Raw genomic sequence first — 17,113 nt, forward strand, 5'->3', positions numbered from 1 at the left:
TCTTCGCTTTGTATGACTGGTTTTCTGTACTTTTTTAACATTCAAACCGCAAATCCCCCGACAGACGGACGGAGGCTGCGATCAGGCCACTTGAACCGGGATGGCGTTGCTGGTGTGGCTCAGCTCATTGCCCGGCGCCATGTACAACATGCGCGGCTTGAAGTTGAGCAGTTCGGCCTCGCTGTAATGCGCGTAGGCACAGATGATCACCCGGTCGCCCACCTTGGCTTTGTGCGCCGCAGCGCCGTTGACCGAGATCATGCGCGAGCCTGCTTCGCCACGAATCGCGTAGGTGGTGAAACGTTCGCCGTTGTCGACGTTATAAATCTGGATCTGTTCGTATTCACGGATGCCGGACAAGTCCAGCCATTCGCCGTCGATGGCGCAAGAACCTTCGTAATCGAGAACTGCGTGGGTGACTTCGGCGCGGTGAAGCTTGGCCTTGAGCATGATGGCGTGCATGAGTGGTGTCCCAGGTCGGAATCGAACGGCGGGCATATTGCCCGAAGGCTTGAGGGGCGGCAATACAGGGCGAAGCCGCGCGGGAGCGTGCAGGAGCGAGGCTTGCCCGCGAAGAGGCCGTCACGTTCGACATCTTCATCGACGGATAGGACGCCTTCGCGAGCAAGCTTCGCTCCTACAGGTTTCTGCGGTGTCAGGACGCGTCGAGGTTCAGGTGCAGGTTGTCGATCAACCGCGTCGTGCCGAGGAACGCCGCCACCAGAATCACCAGGTCCCGATATTCCGGGGTCGCCGGACGCAAGGTCACGGCATGGCGGATTTCCAGGTAGTCGCTACGCAAACCCGCCGCTTCGAGCTGTTTAACCTGCCCGTCGATCAGCGCAGGATAATCGCGCTCACCCTGTTTAATGGCCTCGGCAATCGTCGCCAGCGTGCGGTACACCACCGGCGCGGTCGCACGTTGTTCTTGGCTGAGGAAGCCATTGCGCGACGACAGCGCCAAGCCATCGGCGGCCCGTACGGTCGGTTCGCCGATGATCTGGATTGGCATGTTCAAGTCATGCACCAGCGCGCGAATCACCGCCAATTGCTGGAAATCTTTCTGGCCGAAGATCGCCAGGTCCGGCTGGACCATGTTGAACAGCTTGCTGACTACGGTCGCCACGCCTTCGAAATGCCCCGGACGGCTGGCGCCGCACAGGCCTTCGGACAGTTGCGGCACGCTGACCCGGGTCTGGCCGGCCATGCCGTCGGGGTACATTTCTTCGACAGTGGGGGCAAACAGCAAGTGGCAACCGGCCTGGAGCAGTTTTTCCTGGTCGGCTGTCAGGGTTCGCGGGTACTTGTCGAGGTCTTCGCCGGCGCCGAATTGCAGCGGGTTGACGAAGATGCTCGCGACCACGAAATCCGCCCGTTGCGCGGCTTTGGTGATCAGCGCGACGTGGCCGCTGTGCAGGTTGCCCATGGTCGGGACGAAGGCGATTCGCTTGCCTTCACCGCGGGCACGGGCGATGGCAGCCCGCAGTTCGCGGACGGTTTTGACGGTGTTCATGCAGAGAATCCGTGTTCGATACCTGGGAAAGAGACGGCTTTGACTTCAGCGACATAAGCGCTCAAGGCTGCGTGAATGCTGGCCTGGCCATTCATGAAGTTCTTCACGAACTTCGGCACGCGCCCAGTGATGGACAGGCCGAGCATGTCGTGCAGCACCAGGACCTGGCCGTCGGTGCCGCTGCCAGCGCCAATGCCGATCACCGGAATGCCCACGGCCTGAGTGATTTCAAGCGCCAACTCGCTCGGTACGCATTCGAGCAGCAGCATGGAGGCACCGGCCTGTTCCAGGGCGATGGCGTCGGCGCGCATCTGCCGGGCCTGGTTTTCGCTGCGGCCCTGGACTTTGTAGCCGCCCAGGATGTTGACCGCTTGCGGGGTCAGGCCCATGTGCGCGCACACCGGCACACCACGTTCGGCCAGCAGGCGGATCGAGTCCGCCAGCCACAGGGCGCCTTCAACCTTGATCATGTGCGCGCCGGCCTGCATCAACGTGGCGCTGTTGATCATGGTTTGGTCGAGGGTGGCGTTGGCCATGAACGGCAGGTCGGCGAGGATCAGGGCGTCGCTGTTGCCGCGTTTAACGGAGGCCACGTGGTAGGCCATTTCCGCGGTGGTAACGGGCAGGGTGCTGTCGTGACCTTGCAGAACCATGCCGAGGGAGTCGCCCACCAGCAGCACTTCGACACCGGCCTCGTTGCAGGCGTGGGCGAAGGTCGCGTCATAGCAGGTCAGCATGGTGATTTTTTCACCTTTCTGCTTGAGGCTCTGGAGCGTGGTCAGGGTGATGGCTGGCATGTAAAAAATCCTCGTTCAGGCGCTATGGAAACTACTGCGAGTAACGCGCGTGATTCTTCATTTACTCAGGCGCACGGTCTTTTGTCGTGCTTATAAGGCCTGGATTGCGCCCTTTAGCGCCGCGTTGGCGGCAGCGGGACGCCTATAGTCGTGAGGAGGACTCGGGAAGTCAATTGTGTGTGTTACCGCGTTGTTACGGTGGGGGTGTTACCGGGGGAAATAGACGCTTGCAGGAGCAAAGCGTGCTCGCGATGGCGTTCGGTCAGTCGGCATGGGGGCTGAATGTCAGGCCGCAATCGCGAGCAAGCTTTGCTCCTACGGGGGATTTGCGTCAGTTTTGGGAAAGGCGCTCCAACCCGATGAACGGGCAGGCGGCGAGCAATTCGCTGAGAGTCCGGCCATCCGCCAACCGCAAATCCACAGGCGCCAGTTCGGCCAGCGGATACAGCACGAAGGCACGTTCCTGCAGGTGGTAATGCGGCACCTTGAGCCGAGGCTCGTCGATCAGGCGATCACCGAACAACACGATGTCGAGGTCCAGCGTGCGTGGCCCCCAACGTTCAAGACGTTCGCGGCCCTGTTCGTTCTCGATGGCTTGCAGCGCATCGAGCAGTTCCAGTGGCGCGAGGTCACTGTCGAGGGCGGCGACGGCGTTGGTGTAGCGGGGTTGGCCGGGCAGCAGCGAATCGCTTTGGTAAAACGCGGAGACGCCGACCAGTTCGGTTTTCGGCAACCGCGCCAGCGCCTCGACGGCGCTGCGCAACTGTTCGGCGGGGTCAGCCAGATTGCTGCCCATGCCGATGTAGATGCGTTCCATGACTTACTCGCCCGTGGTGCTCGGGGCGCCAGCCGTGCGTTTGCGCTTGGCGCCACCACTGCGACGACGCTTGCGCGGGGCGCCGGTGCCTTCATCTTTGCCGCTGAGGTCGCGGATCATGTCGCGACGTTCGCTGTCGTTGGCGTCCTGATAGTCGGTCCACCATTCGCCCAGGCCATCGGTCTGCTCGCCGGCGCTTTCGCGCAACAGCAGGAAGTCGTAACCGGCACGGAACCGTGGGTTGTCGAGCAACAGGTCGGCGCGTTTGCCGCTGCGACGTGGCAGACGCTCCTGCATGTCCCAGATTTCGCGGATCGGCATGGTGAAGCGTTTCGGAATTGCGATGCGCTGGCACTGTTCGGCGATCAGCTCGTGGGCCGCTTCCTGCATCGCAGGGATTGGCGGCATGCCACGCTCTTGCAGACGCAACACACGAGCCGGCAGGGCAGGCCACAACAAGGCTGCAAACAGGAACGCCGGGGTCACCGGTTTGTTCTGCTTGATCCGCAGGTCGGTGTTGATCAGCGCTTCACTGATCAGCGTGTGCGTGTACGTCGGGTTGTATTCCAACGCCTCGGCACTCGCCGGGAACAGGGGATCGAACAGCTGCAAGTCGACCAGCATCTCGAAAGTGTCCGCGGCATGGCCGGAGAGGAACAGCTTGAGCACTTCTTCGAACAGGCGCGCCGACGGAATCTCGCGCAACATCGGCGCCAGGTCGCGGATCGGCGCGGCGCTGTGTTTTTCGATACCGAAATTCAACTTGGCGGCGAAACGCACGGCCCGCAGCATCCGTACCGGGTCTTCCTGGTAGCGTTGCTTCGGGTCGCCGATCAGGCGGATCAAGTGATTGCGGATGTCGTGTACGCCGTTGGCGTAGTCGAGAATGCGCTCGCTGACCGGATCGTAATACAAGGCGTTGATGGTGAAGTCGCGGCGTTGCGCGTCTTCTTCCAGGGTGCCGTAGACGTTATCGCGCAGGATGCGCCCGCTCTCGTTGCGGGAAGACTGGTTGCTGTCTTCCTCTTCATCGTTTTGCGGATGATTGGCGCGGAACGTCGCGACCTCAATGATTTCGCGACCGAAGTGGATGTGCACCAGTTTGAAGCGACGACCGATGATCCGCGCATTGCGGAATTCGGCCCTGACTTGTTCAGGGGTGGCACTGGTAGCGACGTCGAAATCCTTCGGCGTGATGCCGAGCATCATGTCACGCACACAACCGCCGACCAGGTAAGCCTGGTAACCGGCGTTCTGCAGGCGTTCGACGATATTCACCGCGTAACGGCTGAATTGCGCCTTCTGCAGCGAATGTTGGCCGCTGTTAAGCACTTCAGGCGTGCTGCGGATGTGTTGCGTATGACGCTTGGGAGAACGGAATGACTGGAACAGCTTCTTCAGCATGGGATGCACTGTTTGAAGGAATGTTCGGCCATAACGAAGAATGACCGCATGATGGGCCGGGATTCTAGCATTTAGTCGGGGGATGGTGTAGGACACAGCAAATATGAGCTGTAAGCCGCAAGCTTTAAGCTGCCAGCGACGGGCGCTTGGGGCGTTTTTATCAAATCGCAGAAACTACAAGGGGAGCCGAAGCTCCCCAAGAAGTAGTTGCATGCTCTATTTTTATTATTGGTTTCGGGCTTTTTGTTTTTGTTAAGTGCCCTCGTCATGAAGTTTTTCCTTCATGACCCTCCCAATCGGGAGCCAAGAGCAAACGGATTGCTTTGGTCGCTGTGTTGCAGTGATCTTGCGATCCAACCAGTTCAGGCTCTGTCTTAGGACAGTTTTTGTTGTTCTCGGCCTGGTCGTGGGGCAAGCCCCAAATACAACGCCTCTCCAAAAGAATCAGTTAGCTGCGCCTCTCGCCGTCTTGTTTTTATTGTGCGTGAGTCGATTCGTCTTATTTTTATTGTCTTGTGCATTGCTTGTTATTGTTCTTGTACTAAACATATAGCAGGGTGCGTGCCAACTTTTGTGAAGCCCAGCAAAACAAGGGGTTAGGCCAGGTAACAAGGTTTTTCGGGGCCAAAAAAAACCGTGGCTTCGTTACCGTAAGCCCCGGCTTCTGTTACGTGAAAAGACTGGGGTAACAGTTTTTTCACACAATCACGTGTTACCCGCACACCTGACAGGTGACGTTCAGCTCTCGCTGGCGACACCGGTCTTGCGCCGTGGAATGCCCAGGCGCTGGCGCCGTTCCCACAGGCATTTGCGGCTGACCCCGAGTTTGCGGGCCAGTTCGGTTTCGGTCATGTGGTCCTGATGCTCGAGGACGAAGTGCTGGAAGTAGTCTTCCAGCGACAGGTCTTCGGTCGGCTCATGGCTGTTGTTACCGGCGGCGTTGCCCTGTTGTGGGGGCAGCCCAATGAAATCGTCATCGTCCAGATCGCTCAGTTCGATGTCGATGCCCAGCAACTCGGCGGAGATTTCCGGGCTCTCGCACAGGATCACCGCGCGTTCGACCGCGTTTTCCAGTTCGCGCACGTTCCCCGGCCAGGTGTAGTGACGAATTGCCTGCTCGGCATCCGGGGCAAACTTCAGGTCGGTGCGGTTGACCCGCGCGCTCTGCCGCTTCAGGAAGGCCTCGGCGATTTCGTTGACGTCGGCACCGCGCTCGCGCAGGGCCGGCAGTTTCAGGGCAATCACGTGCAGACGGTAATAAAGGTCTTCACGGAACTGGCCGATCTTCGCCAGGCTCTTGAGGTCCCGGTGGGTGGCGGCGATCAGGCGCACATCGACCTTCTGCGACTGCACCGAACCGACCCGGCGGATTTCACCTTCCTGCAACACGCGCAGCAGGCGGGCCTGGGCTTCGAGGGGCAGTTCGCCGATTTCATCGAGGAACAGGGTGCCGCCGTCCGCCGCTTCCACCAGCCCGGCACGCCCGGCGCTGGCGCCAGTGAACGCACCTTTTTCGTGGCCGAACAGTTCGGACTCGATCAGGCTTTCCGGGATGGCCGCGCAGTTCACCGAAATCATCGGCGCCTTGGCGCGTTTCGACAGATTGTGCAGGGCGCGAGCCACCAGTTCTTTACCGGTACCGGACTCGCCCTGGATCAGGACATTGGAATCGGTGGGGGCGACTTTGCGGATCTTGCTGTACAGGTCCTGCATCGGCGGACAGGAGCCGATGATGCCGATCTCGCCATTGCTGTTATCGACGCCCGGTTTCGCCGCGCCATTGGCAGCTTTGCCGACCACAGGTTCACCTGCGGCGGGGGACGACTGGCGATCACGCAGGATGCGCGCAACGGCCTGGAGCATCTCATCGTGATCGAAAGGCTTGGCGATGTAATCCACCGCGCCCATCTTCATGGAATCGACGGCCGAACGCAGGCTGGCGTAGCTGGTCATGATCAGCACCGGAGTGCCCTGACCGAGCTTGATCAGTTCAGTGCCCGGTGCGCCAGGCAGGCGCAGGTCACTGACGATCAGGTCAAACGAGGGAATGCTGAAACGCTCTTGTGCTTCCTGCACGGATCCGGCTTCGCTGACCTGGTACTGATTACGTTCCAGCAGACGGCGCAAGGCGGAGCGGATAATTGTTTCGTCTTCGACGATCAAAATGTGCGGCATTGATTCGATACTCTCGACGGTCTCAGTTCACAGCGGACGTCGCTTCGACATGACGCGGCAAAGTCACCCGGATACGGGTACCGCGTTGGCTTTGAACATCAGCCGGGCTGTCGATGGTGATTTGTCCATAATGCTCTTCAACGATGGAATAGACCAGTGCAAGGCCCAGACCGGTGCCTTCGCCAGGATCCTTGGTGGTGAAGAAAGGTTCGAACAATCTATCCATGATGTTCTTCGGAATACCGCTGCCTTCGTCTTCCACGATCAGGTCGACCGTGTGTTCGCCGGCTTCGCTTTTGACCCGTACCGCACTGTGCGGCGGTGAGGCGTCGCGGGCGTTGGAGAGCAGGTTGATCAACACCTGGGCGAGCCGCTGGGGGTCGCCTTCGACCCAGTGATCGGGGTCGCACAGGTTATAGAACTGGACTTCGAAATTGCGCCGGTTCAGGGCCAGCAAGCCGATGGCATCCTGGGCCACTTCCGCCAGACAGACGGGCTCGTCGCTGTGCTGATGACTACCGGCGTGGGCGAAGCTCATCAACGACTGGACGATGCGCGACACGCGTTTGGTCTGCTCCAGAATCTGTCCGCTGATTTCCGTTAGCTCGGCATCTTCCTCGCGCTCTTCGCGCAGGTTCTGCGCCAAGCAGGCGATGCCGGTGATCGGGTTGCCGATTTCATGGGCCACGCCCGCCGCCAACCGGCCAATGCTCGCCAGGCGCTCGGAGTGCACCAGTTTGTCTTCGAGCATCTGGGTTTCGGTCAGGTCTTCCACCAGCAACACCAGGCCGCTGTTGCCCGGCGCCAGCGGTTCATCGATAGCCGCTTTGTGCAGGTTCAGCCAACGGGTCTGGCCATCGAGGGCCAGGTGCTGTTTGTGCAAGTGCTCGTCGGGCAGGTTGATAAAGCCTTGGAGCAATTCTTTCCACGGATCGCCAATGGTGCTCAGGCGCGAACCGACCACGCGCTGCGCGGCGATCCCGGTCAGCTCTTCCATGGCTTTGTTCCACATCAGGATCTCTTGATCCTTGGCCAGGGAGCAGACGCCCATCGGCAGTTCCTGCAAGGTCTGGCGGTGGTAACGGCGCAGGGCATCGAGTTCAGCCGCCAGGCCGGTAAGGCGCGAGTGGTAATCCTCGAGACGGCTTTCGATGAAGTGAATGTCTTCGGTCACATAGTTTTCGCCGCCGGCCTTATAAGGCAGGAAGGTTTCCACCATGTCCTGGGCGACGCTCGGTCCCATCAGGCCGGAGAGGTTGGCTTCGATGCGGTCACGCAAACGACGCAAGGCATACGGCCGGCGCTCGTCGAAGGGCAGATAGAGATCGCGCAGGGCTTGTTCGACTTCCTTCTGTGCAGCCTTGGCGCCCAGGGGTTTGGCCAGTTGGGTGGCGAATTCCTGTGGCGAGGCGGCGTGCAGTTCCCGACGTTGCGGGCGACGAACGTTGTCCACCGCACACGCTTCGGCGGCGCTGGCCTCTTCCGGGCTGGCGTTGGTGAACAGCGAAATCAGGGTGAACATCAGCACGTTGGCGGCCAGCGAGGCAATCGCCGCCATGTGCCAACTGGTGTCGTCGAGCACGTAGATCATGTTCAGCAGCGGAATGTAGAAACCCTGCAGATTGCCCACCAGCGGCATCAGCATGGTCACCATCCACACCAGGATCCCGGCGAGCAAACCGGCGATGAAGCCGCGACGGTTGGCGGTCGGCCAGTACAGGACCGAAAGAACGCCCGGCAAGAATTGCAGGGTGGCGACGAAAGCGACGATGCCGAGGTTGGCCAGGTCTTGCTCGGCGCCCAGCAGCAGGTAGAAGCCGTAGCCGGCCATGATGATCGCGACGATCAGCGCCCGGCGGGTCCACTTCAGCCAACGGTAGATATTGCCTTCGGCCGGCGGCTGATACAGCGGCAGCACCAAATGGTTGAGCGCCATCCCGGACAGCGCCAGGGTGGTGACGATGATCAAGCCGCTGGCCGCCGACAAACCGCCGACATAGGCCAATAGCGCCAACGCCTTGTTGTTGGCGGCGATGCCGATGCCCAGCGTGAAGTATTCCGGATTCGTCGTGGCGCCGAGTTTCAGCCCGGCCCAGAGAATCAGCGGCACCGCCAGACTCATCAGCAACAGGAACAGCGGCAAGCCCCAGCTCGCACTGACCAGCGAGCGCGGGTTGAGGTTTTCGGTAAAGGTCATGTGGTACATGTGCGGCATCACGATCGCCGAGGCGAAGAACACCAGCAACAACGTGCGCCACGGGCCTTCCTGCAGCGGCGTGTGCAGGGCGGCGAGGGCGGTCTGGTTTTGCAGCAGCCACAGTTCCAGCTGTTGCGGGCCGTCGAACACGCCGTACAACGCGTACAGGCCAACGCCGCCGATGGCGATCAGCTTGATTACCGATTCAAAGGCAATCGCGAACACCAGGCCTTCGTGTTTCTCCCGCGTCGCAATGTGCCGCGAGCCGAAGAAGATCGTGAACAGGGTAATCAGCGCGCAGAAGCTCAGGGCCACGCGGTGCTGCACCGGTTCGCGGGTGAGGATGCCGATGGAGTCGGCCACCGCTTGAATCTGCAACGCCAGCAGCGGCAGCACGCCGATCAGCATGAAAATCGTGGTCAGCGCGCCGGCCCAGGTGCTGCGGAAGCGGAAGGCGAACAAGTCCGCCAGCGACGACAGTTGATAGGTGCGGGTGATCTTCAGAATCGGGTACAGCAACACCGGCGCCAGCAGGAATGCACCGGAGACACCTAGATAGCTGGAGAGAAAGCCGTAGCCGTACTGATAGGCCAGGCCGACCGTGCCGTAGAACGCCCAGGCACTGGCGTAAACCCCCAGCGACAGGGTGTAGGTCAGCGGGTGGCGAATGATCGCGCGCGGGATCATGCCCCGTTCGCTGATCCAGGCGACGCCGAACAGCACCGCCAGGTACGCGGCGCTGATCAGGATCATCTGGGTCAGGCTAAAGCTCATCGGCATCTTTTTGGCTCTGCAGGATGAAGGTCACGACAATCAGGATCAACCAGAGCAGATACGGCCGATACCAGGCACCCGTGGCGTCGATCCACCAATCCATGATGGCCGGGGAGAACAGGTAAATCCCCACTACCAAAAGCAGGACCAAGCGATAGATGTACATCCCGGCCTCTCTTTTTTATGCGCGTGCCCGAAAACGTGCGGCGATGGTAACGGATGGCAGCGCGACTGCAAGTGCCATCACTGCAGTTGCGCTTCGGGCAGGGTCAGTGTGCGCGGGATCTTCGATGCATCCCAGTGGGCAATGCCCCAATCCAGCATTTCCCGGGGCGTGGCGTAGGCCAGTTCAGCCCCCGGATTCTGCCCCAGCGCCCGCAAGGCCCGCAGCAACAGTGGCGTGGCCTGATCTTCCGCCAACGGCGGCGAACGGTAGGATTTGCCGAGCTTGTTGCCATCGGGCTGGATAATCAGCGGCACATGCAGGTAGCGCGGTTGGCGCAGGCCGAGCAGTTCTTGCAGGTAGAGCTGGCGTGGCGTGGAGTCGAGCAGGTCGGCGCCGCGCACGATATCGGTGATGCCCTGCCAGGCGTCATCGAGGACCACGGCCAGTTGATAGGCGTAGAGCCCGTCGCGGCGACGAATCACGAAATCGCCGACCTCCCGGCCCAGGTGCTGACGGAATTCGCCTTGTACCCGGTCGATAAAGTGATATTCCAGCTCCGGCACGCGCAGGCGAATCGCGGCGTCTTCGGTGCCATGCCCGGCATTGCGGCACAGGCCCGGGTAAATGCCGTGATACGGCTCCAGTTGTTTGCGCGAACAGGTGCAGGCGTAGGCCAGGCCATGATTGAACAGGCGATTGAGCACTTCGGCGTAGGCGTCGTGACGATCGCTCTGGCGCACCAGCTCACCGTCCCACTCGAAACCGTAGCTTTCCAGCGCGTTGAGAATCGCAGCCTGAGCGCCAGGTTCTTCCCGGGGCGGGTCGAGGTCTTCCATGCGCATCAGCCAGCGCCCCCCCACGGAGCGGGCGTCGAGGTACGAGGCCAGCGCGGCGACCAGCGAACCGAAGTGCAGGTGGCCGCTGGGCGTGGGGGCGAAGCGGCCGATGTAGGGGGCGGAGGCAGTCATAAGGGCCGATATTAGGCTGTTCAATCGTTTTGGGCACGGCTTGAAGCCGCCTTCGCGAGCAAGCTTCGCTCCTACAAAGGGCGGCGCAAGCCTGTGTAGGAGCGAAGCTTGCTCGCGAAAGCGATTTCGAATTCGCCATAGGCGCCAGCAACTGTCAGAAACAAAAACGGAGCGTTCGCACGCTCCGTTTTTAATTCAAGTCGAGATTACTTGCCGACTTGCTTTTCCTTGATTTCCGCCAGGGTCTTGCAGTCAACGCACATGTCGGCGGTAGGGCGGGCTTCCAGTCGCTTGACGCCAATCTCGACGCCGCAGGACTCGCACCAGCCATATTCTTCGTCTTCGATCAATTGCAGCGTCTTGTCGATCTTCTTGATCAACTTGCGCTCACGGTCGCGGGCGCGCAATTCAAGGCTGAATTCTTCTTCCTGGCTGGCACGATCTGCCGGGTCAGGGAAGTTGGCCGCTTCGTCTTTCATGTGATCAACCGTACGGTCGACTTCCTGCATCAAGTCCTGTTTCCACTTATTCAGGATCTTGGTGAAGTGAGCGCGCATGGGCTTGCCCATGTACTCCTCGCCCTTTACTTCTACGTAGGGTTCGAAGCCGCTGATCGACTGGTTTTGCTGCTTTGCTTGGGTGGGCATGAAATGGACCGCCTCTACTCTTGTAATCCATTGCGCAGGATTGCTCCATCACCGACACCTGCCGGCCCTGCGGCTGCAAGCGGGCGAACTTACCAGATCAAAACGGGCCGCGCTACTCCCGGATGTCGAGGTAGTGGCCCAGGGTGCTTGCAAATGATTGCAAAGCCTTGTCTGGTGGTGTTGGAGGCCTAGGGTCTGTTGACGTTTGGTGGTGGGCCGCGTTGCGCGCCAAATTGCGCGAGGCAAGGCGCGGGATGCCGCCCATGGTTGTTCCCTTGGCAAATCCCGCAACGCAGCCTCGCGCAATTTGGCGCACAACCCGAAGGGACGGTGCCCATTTGGCGCAGGGCTGCGTTACTCGGAACTTATTTGGAACAACCAAACTGCGTTCCTCGCGCCTTGCCCTGCGCCAAATGGGCCTCCGTCGCGGCCCGCCACCAAACGTCAACAGACCCTAATCAAATATTGATTTTAGTCAAAGCTGAGACACTCGCTTGAGTCGTTTGCAGCCCCGGTTATACGGCTGTGACCGCTTTAGGTTCTCCCTCGTTCCAGCGGATAGGTAGAATCGATTCTTTTCCCCGTTGAAGGAAGGCTAATGGCTCAGTCCTACAGTGCGCGCAGTCGTGCGATCGAACCATTCCATGTCATGGCGCTGCTGGCGCGGGCCAATGAACTGCAAGCCGCCGGCCACGATGTGATCCACCTGGAGATCGGCGAACCGGACTTCACCACCGCCGAGCCGATCATCCAGGCCGGCCAGGCTGCGCTGACTGCGGGCAAGACCCGTTACACAGCGGCCCGGGGCATTCCTGAACTGCGCGAGGCCATTTCCGGCTTTTACCAGCAGCGGTACGGGCTGAACATTGATCCACAGCGAATTCTGGTGACGCCGGGCGGTTCCGGTGCATTGTTGCTGGCCAGCGCCTTGCTGGTCGACCCCGGCAAACACTGGCTGCTGGCGGATCCGGGCTACCCGTGTAACCGACACTTCCTGCGCCTGGTGGAAGGCGCGGCGCAGTTGGTGCCGGTCGGCCCGGACGTGCGCTATCAACTGACCCCGGACCTGGTGGCGCGGCATTGGGATCACGACAGCGTCGGCGCCCTGGTGGCCTCGCCAGCCAATCCGACCGGGACCATCCTGACCCGCGATGAGCTGGCCGGGCTGTCGGCGGCGATCAAGCAGCGCCACGGCCATCTGGTGGTCGACGAGATTTACCACGGCCTGACCTACGGCACTGACGCGGCCAGTGTGCTGGAAGTCGATGACAGCGCCTTCGTCCTGAATAGTTTTTCCAAGTATTTCGGCATGACCGGTTGGCGCCTCGGCTGGCTGGTGGCGCCGGAAGCGGCGGTCGGCGAATTGGAAAAACTCGCGCAAAACCTCTACATCAGCGCGCCGAGCATGGCCCAGCACGCCGCGCTGGCCTGCTTCGAGCCCGCCACCATCGCCATCCTGGAAGAGCGCCGCGCCGAATTCGGTCGTCGTCGCGATTTCCTGCTGCCGGCCCTGCGTGAACTCGGTTTCGGTATCGCCGTGGAACCTGAGGGCGCGTTCTACTTGTACGCCGATATCAGCCAATTCGGCGGCGATGCCTTCGCGTTCTGCCGACACTTCCTCGAAACCGAGCATGTGGCGATCACCCCGGGCCTGGACTTCGGGCGGTATCAGGCCGGGCATCACGTGCGGTTTGCCTACACCCAAAGCCTGCCGCGCTTGCAAGAAGCGGTGGAGCGCATCGCGCGCGGCTTGAAGAGCTGGCAAGGCTGATGCGTTTTCATCCTCCCCTCGAAGAAGGTCGTTTGATCCGCCGTTACAAGCGTTTTCTCGCCGACATCGAAACCGTTACCGGCGAGTTGCTGACTATTCACTGCCCTAATACTGGCTCGATGCTTAATTGTCAGGTCGAGGGCGGGAAGGTCTGGTTCAGTCGTTCCAACGACCCCAAGCGTAAGTTGCCCGGCACCTGGGAAATCGGCGAAACCCCGCAAGGCCGGCTGTTTTGCGTGAACACCGGGCGCGCCAACGGTTTGATCGAAGAAGCGCTGCGCGCAGGTGTGATCAGCGAGCTGAACGGCTTTACCGAACTGAAACGGGAAGTGGCCTACGGTCAGGAAAGCAGCCGTATCGATTTTCGCCTCGATTACCCGAGCGGGCCGGCGTACGTGGAAGTCAAAAGCGTCACCCTGGGTTATGACGGGACAGCGGTGGCGGCGTTTCCCGATGCGGTGACCCAGCGCGGGGCCAAGCATTTACGGGAACTGGCGCATCTGGCGCGGGACGGGATTCGTGCGGTGCAGTTGTATTGCGTCAATCTCAGCGGTATCGAGGCCGTGCGTCCTGCAGAAGAAATCGATTCGGCCTACGCCGCCGCATTGCGTGAGGCGGTGGCGTGCGGCGTTGAGGTGCTGGCTTATGGCGTGCAACTTAGCCACGAAGGGATGATGGTGGATCGACGTCTGGACGTGCTGCTCAACGGTTAAAGGCTGACCCAGATCCCTTGCGCGTCTTCGCGGCAGTCGACAGCGGTCAGGGATTGCCCGGCGCAGGGGCCGGCGACGCATTCGCCGTCCTCTATCAGAAACAGTGCGCCGTGGGTGGCGCACTGGATCAGGCTGTTGCTGGGGTCCAGGAACTGGTCGGGCTTCCATTCCAGGCCGACGCCCCGGTGCGGGCAGCGGTTGATATAGACGTAAACCTGACCCGCCCGGCGCACGGCGAAGAGCTTCTGGCCGTCGATGTCGAAACCGCGACTGCTGGCGTCGGCCAATTCTGAGCCTTGGCAAAGAAACTTCATGTCTATCCTCTAGTGTCGCGGCGCGTGACGAGATATGTCCGGGCTTGACGCGCAAATGCAAACAATTATCAAATGGCCGCCCGCCCATGGGGCGCGTGCGATCTGCCGAGGATACTTGGCCTGTCCGCCGGATGCCCGGGAAAACCCTTCAAGGAAGCTGTTTATGCGCCTGAGTACCCGCGTTGTCGCGCTGTGTGTCGGACTGCTGGTCAGTCACGAGGCCAGCGCCGTCGAATTGCCGCAACGTTGGGTCAGTGCCGGTGGTGCCTTGACGGAGTGGGTGAGCGCGTTGGGCGGTGAGTCGAAACTGGTCGGCGTCGATACCACCAGCCAGCATCCCGAATCCCTCAAGGCGTTGCCGAGCATCGGCTATCAGCGGCAATTGTCGGCCGAAGGCATCTTGAGCCTGCGCCCGCAGATACTGGTCGGCACCGAAGAAATGGGGCCGCCGCCGGTGCTGTCGCAGATTCGCAGTGCTGGCGTTCAGGTTGAATTGTTCTCGGCCCAGCCGGATTTGCCGGCGCTGCAAAGTAACCTGGAGCATCTGGGCAAGCTGCTTGGCGCGGAAGATCAGGCTTCGAAAGCTTTGCAGACGTATCACCAGCAACTGGATCAGCAGAAGGCGCGGGTCAGCGAGGCGCAGCTCAAGCAGAAGGCGCCAGGCGTGCTGTTGTTGCTCGGCCATATGGGCGGCAAGCCGATGATCGCCGGCAAGGACACCGCCGCCGATTGGCTGCTGCAACAGGCCGGCGGCCACAACCTGGCGACCCATACCGGCTACAAACCGTTTTCCAATGAATCCCTGGCCAGTCTGAATCCCGAAGTGCTGGTGTTCGCCGATCGTGCACTGACCGGCGACGCGGCCCGTGCGGCGTTGTTCAAGGAAAATCCGATCCTGTCCTCGACCCGTGCAGCCAAGGACGGACGGGTCATGGAGCTTGATCCGACCTTGTTGGTGGGCGGTCTGGGGCCGCGCTTGCCCGAGGCGCTGAAAAAACTGTCTGACGGTTTCTATCCCGGCGCGACCGGCCAATGACCACGCTGGTTAAACCTCGCGCGCTGTTTATTGGCTTGAGCCTGCTGTGTTTGCTGGCGATCTGGTTGTCGCTGGCCCTTGGGCCCGTGAGCCTGCCGCTGCTCGACACCTTGCGCGCGGCGTTGCGGCTGCTCGGTGTGCCGATTGCCCCGGATGGGTTGGAGCAGGCTGAATTGATTCTTGGGCAGATTCGTCTGCCGCGAACTCTGCTGGGTTTGGCGGTCGGCGGTGTGTTGGCGTTGTCAGGCGTGGCGATGCAGGGTTTGTTTCGCAACCCATTGGCGGATCCGGGGTTGGTCGGGGTGTCCAGTGGTGCGGCGTTGGGCGCGGCGATTGCGATTGTCGGCGGCTCGGCGTTTGGCGGTTTGCCGGAGGCGTTCGGGCCTTATCTTTTGTCGTTGTGTGCGTTTCTCGGTGGCCTCGGTGTGACGGCGCTGGTGTACCGACTGGGGCGGCGCAATGGGCAAACCAATGTCGCAACCATGTTGCTGGCCGGGATCGCACTGACTGCATTGGCCGGCTCGGCCGTGGGTTTGTTCACGTATCTGGCGGACGACGCGACCCTGCGCACGCTGACGTTCTGGAACCTGGGCAGTCTCAATGGCGCCAGTTATGCGCGGCTCTGGCCGTTGCTGCTGGTCACGGTCGGGGTGGCGCTGTGGTTGCCGCGCCGGGCCAACGCTTTGAATGCGTTGCTGCTCGGGGAATCGGAAGCGGGTCACTTGGGCATCGATGTCGAAGGGCTCAAGCGTGAACTGGTGTTTTGCACCGCGTTGGGTGTCGGCGCAGCGGTGGCGGCGGCGGGGATGATCGGGTTTGTCGGGTTGGTGGTGCCGCATCTGGTGCGGCTGCTGGCCGGGCCTGATCATCGAGTGTTGCTGCCGGCCTCGGTGTTGGCCGGTGCGAGCCTGCTGTTGTTCGCCGATCTGGTGGCGCGCCTGGCCCTGGCGCCGGCCGAATTGCCGATCGGTATCGTCACAGCGTTCATTGGCGCGCCGTTCTTCCTGTTCCTGCTGCTCAGGAGGCCTGCCTGATGCTGCGCACGGAAAACCTGTTGGTTCGTCGCGGCGGCAAAACCGTGCTGGCGGACATCAATCTTGAACTCAAACCGGGCGAAGTCCTTGGTGTGCTGGGACCGAACGGCGCCGGCAAGAGTACGTTGCTCGGCGCATTGTGCGGCGAACTGCATCCGGATGAGGGACGCGTCTGGCTCGACCAACAGGAGTTGCGGCACTGCGCCGGTATCCAGCGTGCCCAACGACTGGCAGTGTTACCGCAAGTGTCGACCCTGGACTTCGCCTTTCGCGTCGAGGAAGTGGTCGGCATGGGCCGCTTGCCTTATCAGAGTGGCCGGGTGCGCGATGATGAAATCATCGCCGCGGCATTGGGCGCCGCCGATGCCGGGCATCTGAGCGGTCGCAGTTATCTGGCGCTGTCCGGTGGCGAACGTCAACGTGTGCATCTGGCGCGGGTTCTGGCGCAACTCTGGCCGGGGGAGGTGGGGCAGACCTTGCTGCTGGATGAGCCGACTTCGATGCTTGATCCGCTGCATCAACACACCACGTTGCAAGCGGTGCGCGAGTTTGCTGATCGCGGTGCGGCGGTGTTGGTGATCCTGCATGATCTGAATCTGGCGGCGCGTTATTGTGACCGCATCTTGCTGCTCGAAGGCGGGCGCCCGGTGGCGTTGGATACACCGGAGCAGGTGCTGCGGCCGGAACCGCTCAAAGCGGTGTTCGGCCTGGAAGTGCTGGTGCAACCGCACCCGGAGCGTGGGCATCCGCTGATCATCGCCCGCTGAGTCATTCATCGAGGTGAGAA

At 61.2% G+C, this 17,113-nt stretch carries 16 protein-coding genes; 5 read left to right on the plus strand and 11 right to left on the minus strand.

Annotation, left to right across the window (positions count from 1 at the left end; genetic code table 11):
- Positions 1–81: 81 nt before the first annotated feature.
- The 10 genes from panD to dksA form a co-directional block, all read right to left on the minus strand.
- The gene (gene panD / locus ACZ89E_RS27480; protein ID WP_084323050.1) at positions 82–462 is read right to left on the minus strand and encodes an aspartate 1-decarboxylase; all 381 of its coding nucleotides are present in this window, start codon (positions 460–462) and stop codon (positions 82–84) included.
- A 193-nt stretch (positions 463–655) separates the two neighbouring features.
- The gene (gene panC / locus ACZ89E_RS27485; protein ID WP_476256779.1) at positions 656–1,513 is read right to left on the minus strand and encodes a pantoate--beta-alanine ligase; all 858 of its coding nucleotides are present in this window, start codon (positions 1,511–1,513) and stop codon (positions 656–658) included.
- Positions 1,510–2,310 (minus strand): 3-methyl-2-oxobutanoate hydroxymethyltransferase, encoded by an 801-nt coding sequence (panB, locus tag ACZ89E_RS27490; protein WP_463258492.1) that lies wholly within the window; start codon positions 2,308–2,310, stop codon positions 1,510–1,512. Before panB ends, panC begins: the two co-directional genes overlap by 4 nt.
- A 331-nt stretch (positions 2,311–2,641) precedes the next feature.
- Positions 2,642–3,127, minus strand: a complete 486-nt coding sequence (gene folK / locus ACZ89E_RS27495) for a 2-amino-4-hydroxy-6-hydroxymethyldihydropteridine diphosphokinase (RefSeq protein ID WP_149661064.1) — start codon at positions 3,125–3,127, stop codon at positions 2,642–2,644.
- A 3-nt stretch (positions 3,128–3,130) separates the two neighbouring features.
- Positions 3,131–4,531 (minus strand): polynucleotide adenylyltransferase PcnB, encoded by a 1,401-nt coding sequence (locus ACZ89E_RS27500; protein ID WP_149661065.1) that lies wholly within the window; start codon positions 4,529–4,531, stop codon positions 3,131–3,133.
- Positions 4,532–5,269: 738 nt separating this feature from the next.
- Entirely contained in the window at positions 5,270–6,706 is a 1,437-nt protein-coding gene (locus tag ACZ89E_RS27505) for a sigma-54-dependent transcriptional regulator (RefSeq protein ID WP_149661067.1), read from the minus strand.
- A 22-nt stretch (positions 6,707–6,728) separates the two neighbouring features.
- On the minus strand, positions 6,729–9,683 hold the full coding sequence (locus ACZ89E_RS27510; RefSeq protein WP_185058163.1) for a sensor histidine kinase: 2,955 nt from the start codon (positions 9,681–9,683) through the stop codon (positions 6,729–6,731).
- The gene (locus tag ACZ89E_RS27515; RefSeq protein WP_003176118.1) at positions 9,667–9,843 is read right to left on the minus strand and encodes a hypothetical protein; all 177 of its coding nucleotides are present in this window, start codon (positions 9,841–9,843) and stop codon (positions 9,667–9,669) included. The genes ACZ89E_RS27510 and ACZ89E_RS27515 overlap by 17 nt, the downstream gene beginning before the upstream one ends.
- A gap of 77 nt (positions 9,844–9,920) precedes the next feature.
- Positions 9,921–10,811, minus strand: coding sequence for a tRNA glutamyl-Q(34) synthetase GluQRS (gene gluQRS / locus ACZ89E_RS27520; protein ID WP_476256780.1), 891 nt, complete (start codon positions 10,809–10,811; stop codon positions 9,921–9,923).
- 206 nt (positions 10,812–11,017) lie between these two features.
- A complete protein-coding gene (dksA, locus tag ACZ89E_RS27525) occupies positions 11,018–11,458 on the minus strand; it encodes an RNA polymerase-binding protein DksA (RefSeq protein WP_149661070.1) in 441 nt (146 codons plus the stop codon).
- A gap of 598 nt (positions 11,459–12,056) precedes the next feature.
- On the opposite strand from dksA, the gene ACZ89E_RS27530 reads away from it, so the two are divergent.
- Together ACZ89E_RS27530 and sfsA are read left to right on the plus strand one after the other, a co-directional pair.
- Positions 12,057–13,229, plus strand: a complete 1,173-nt coding sequence (locus ACZ89E_RS27530; protein ID WP_133837726.1) for a pyridoxal phosphate-dependent aminotransferase — start codon at positions 12,057–12,059, stop codon at positions 13,227–13,229.
- A complete protein-coding gene (sfsA, locus tag ACZ89E_RS27535) occupies positions 13,229–13,942 on the plus strand; it encodes a DNA/RNA nuclease SfsA (protein WP_476256781.1) in 714 nt (237 codons plus the stop codon). The genes ACZ89E_RS27530 and sfsA overlap by 1 nt, the downstream gene beginning before the upstream one ends.
- Here sfsA and ACZ89E_RS27540 read toward each other — a convergent pair.
- Positions 13,939–14,256 (minus strand): Rieske (2Fe-2S) protein, encoded by a 318-nt coding sequence (locus ACZ89E_RS27540; RefSeq protein WP_149661072.1) that lies wholly within the window; start codon positions 14,254–14,256, stop codon positions 13,939–13,941. The two genes, sfsA and ACZ89E_RS27540, sit on opposite strands and share 4 nt — an antisense overlap.
- Positions 14,257–14,419: 163 nt before the next feature.
- Here ACZ89E_RS27540 and ACZ89E_RS27545 point away from each other — a divergent pair, with 163 nt between their 5' ends.
- Genes ACZ89E_RS27545 through ACZ89E_RS27555 form a run of 3 tightly spaced genes read left to right on the plus strand, consistent with a single transcriptional unit; the run spans position 14,420 to position 17,093 of the window.
- Positions 14,420–15,292: a heme/hemin ABC transporter substrate-binding protein gene (locus ACZ89E_RS27545; protein ID WP_476256782.1), complete on the plus strand. Its 873-nt coding sequence runs from the start codon at positions 14,420–14,422 to the stop codon at positions 15,290–15,292.
- 50 nt (positions 15,293–15,342) lie between these two features.
- Positions 15,343–16,326, plus strand: coding sequence for a FecCD family ABC transporter permease (locus ACZ89E_RS27550; RefSeq protein ID WP_178129235.1), 984 nt, complete (start codon positions 15,343–15,345; stop codon positions 16,324–16,326).
- Positions 16,326–17,093: a heme ABC transporter ATP-binding protein gene (locus tag ACZ89E_RS27555; protein WP_476256783.1), complete on the plus strand. Its 768-nt coding sequence runs from the start codon at positions 16,326–16,328 to the stop codon at positions 17,091–17,093. The genes ACZ89E_RS27550 and ACZ89E_RS27555 overlap by 1 nt, the downstream gene beginning before the upstream one ends.
- Positions 17,094–17,113 lie beyond the last annotated feature (20 nt).

This window comes from Pseudomonas sp. TE3899 (assembly GCF_056279105.1).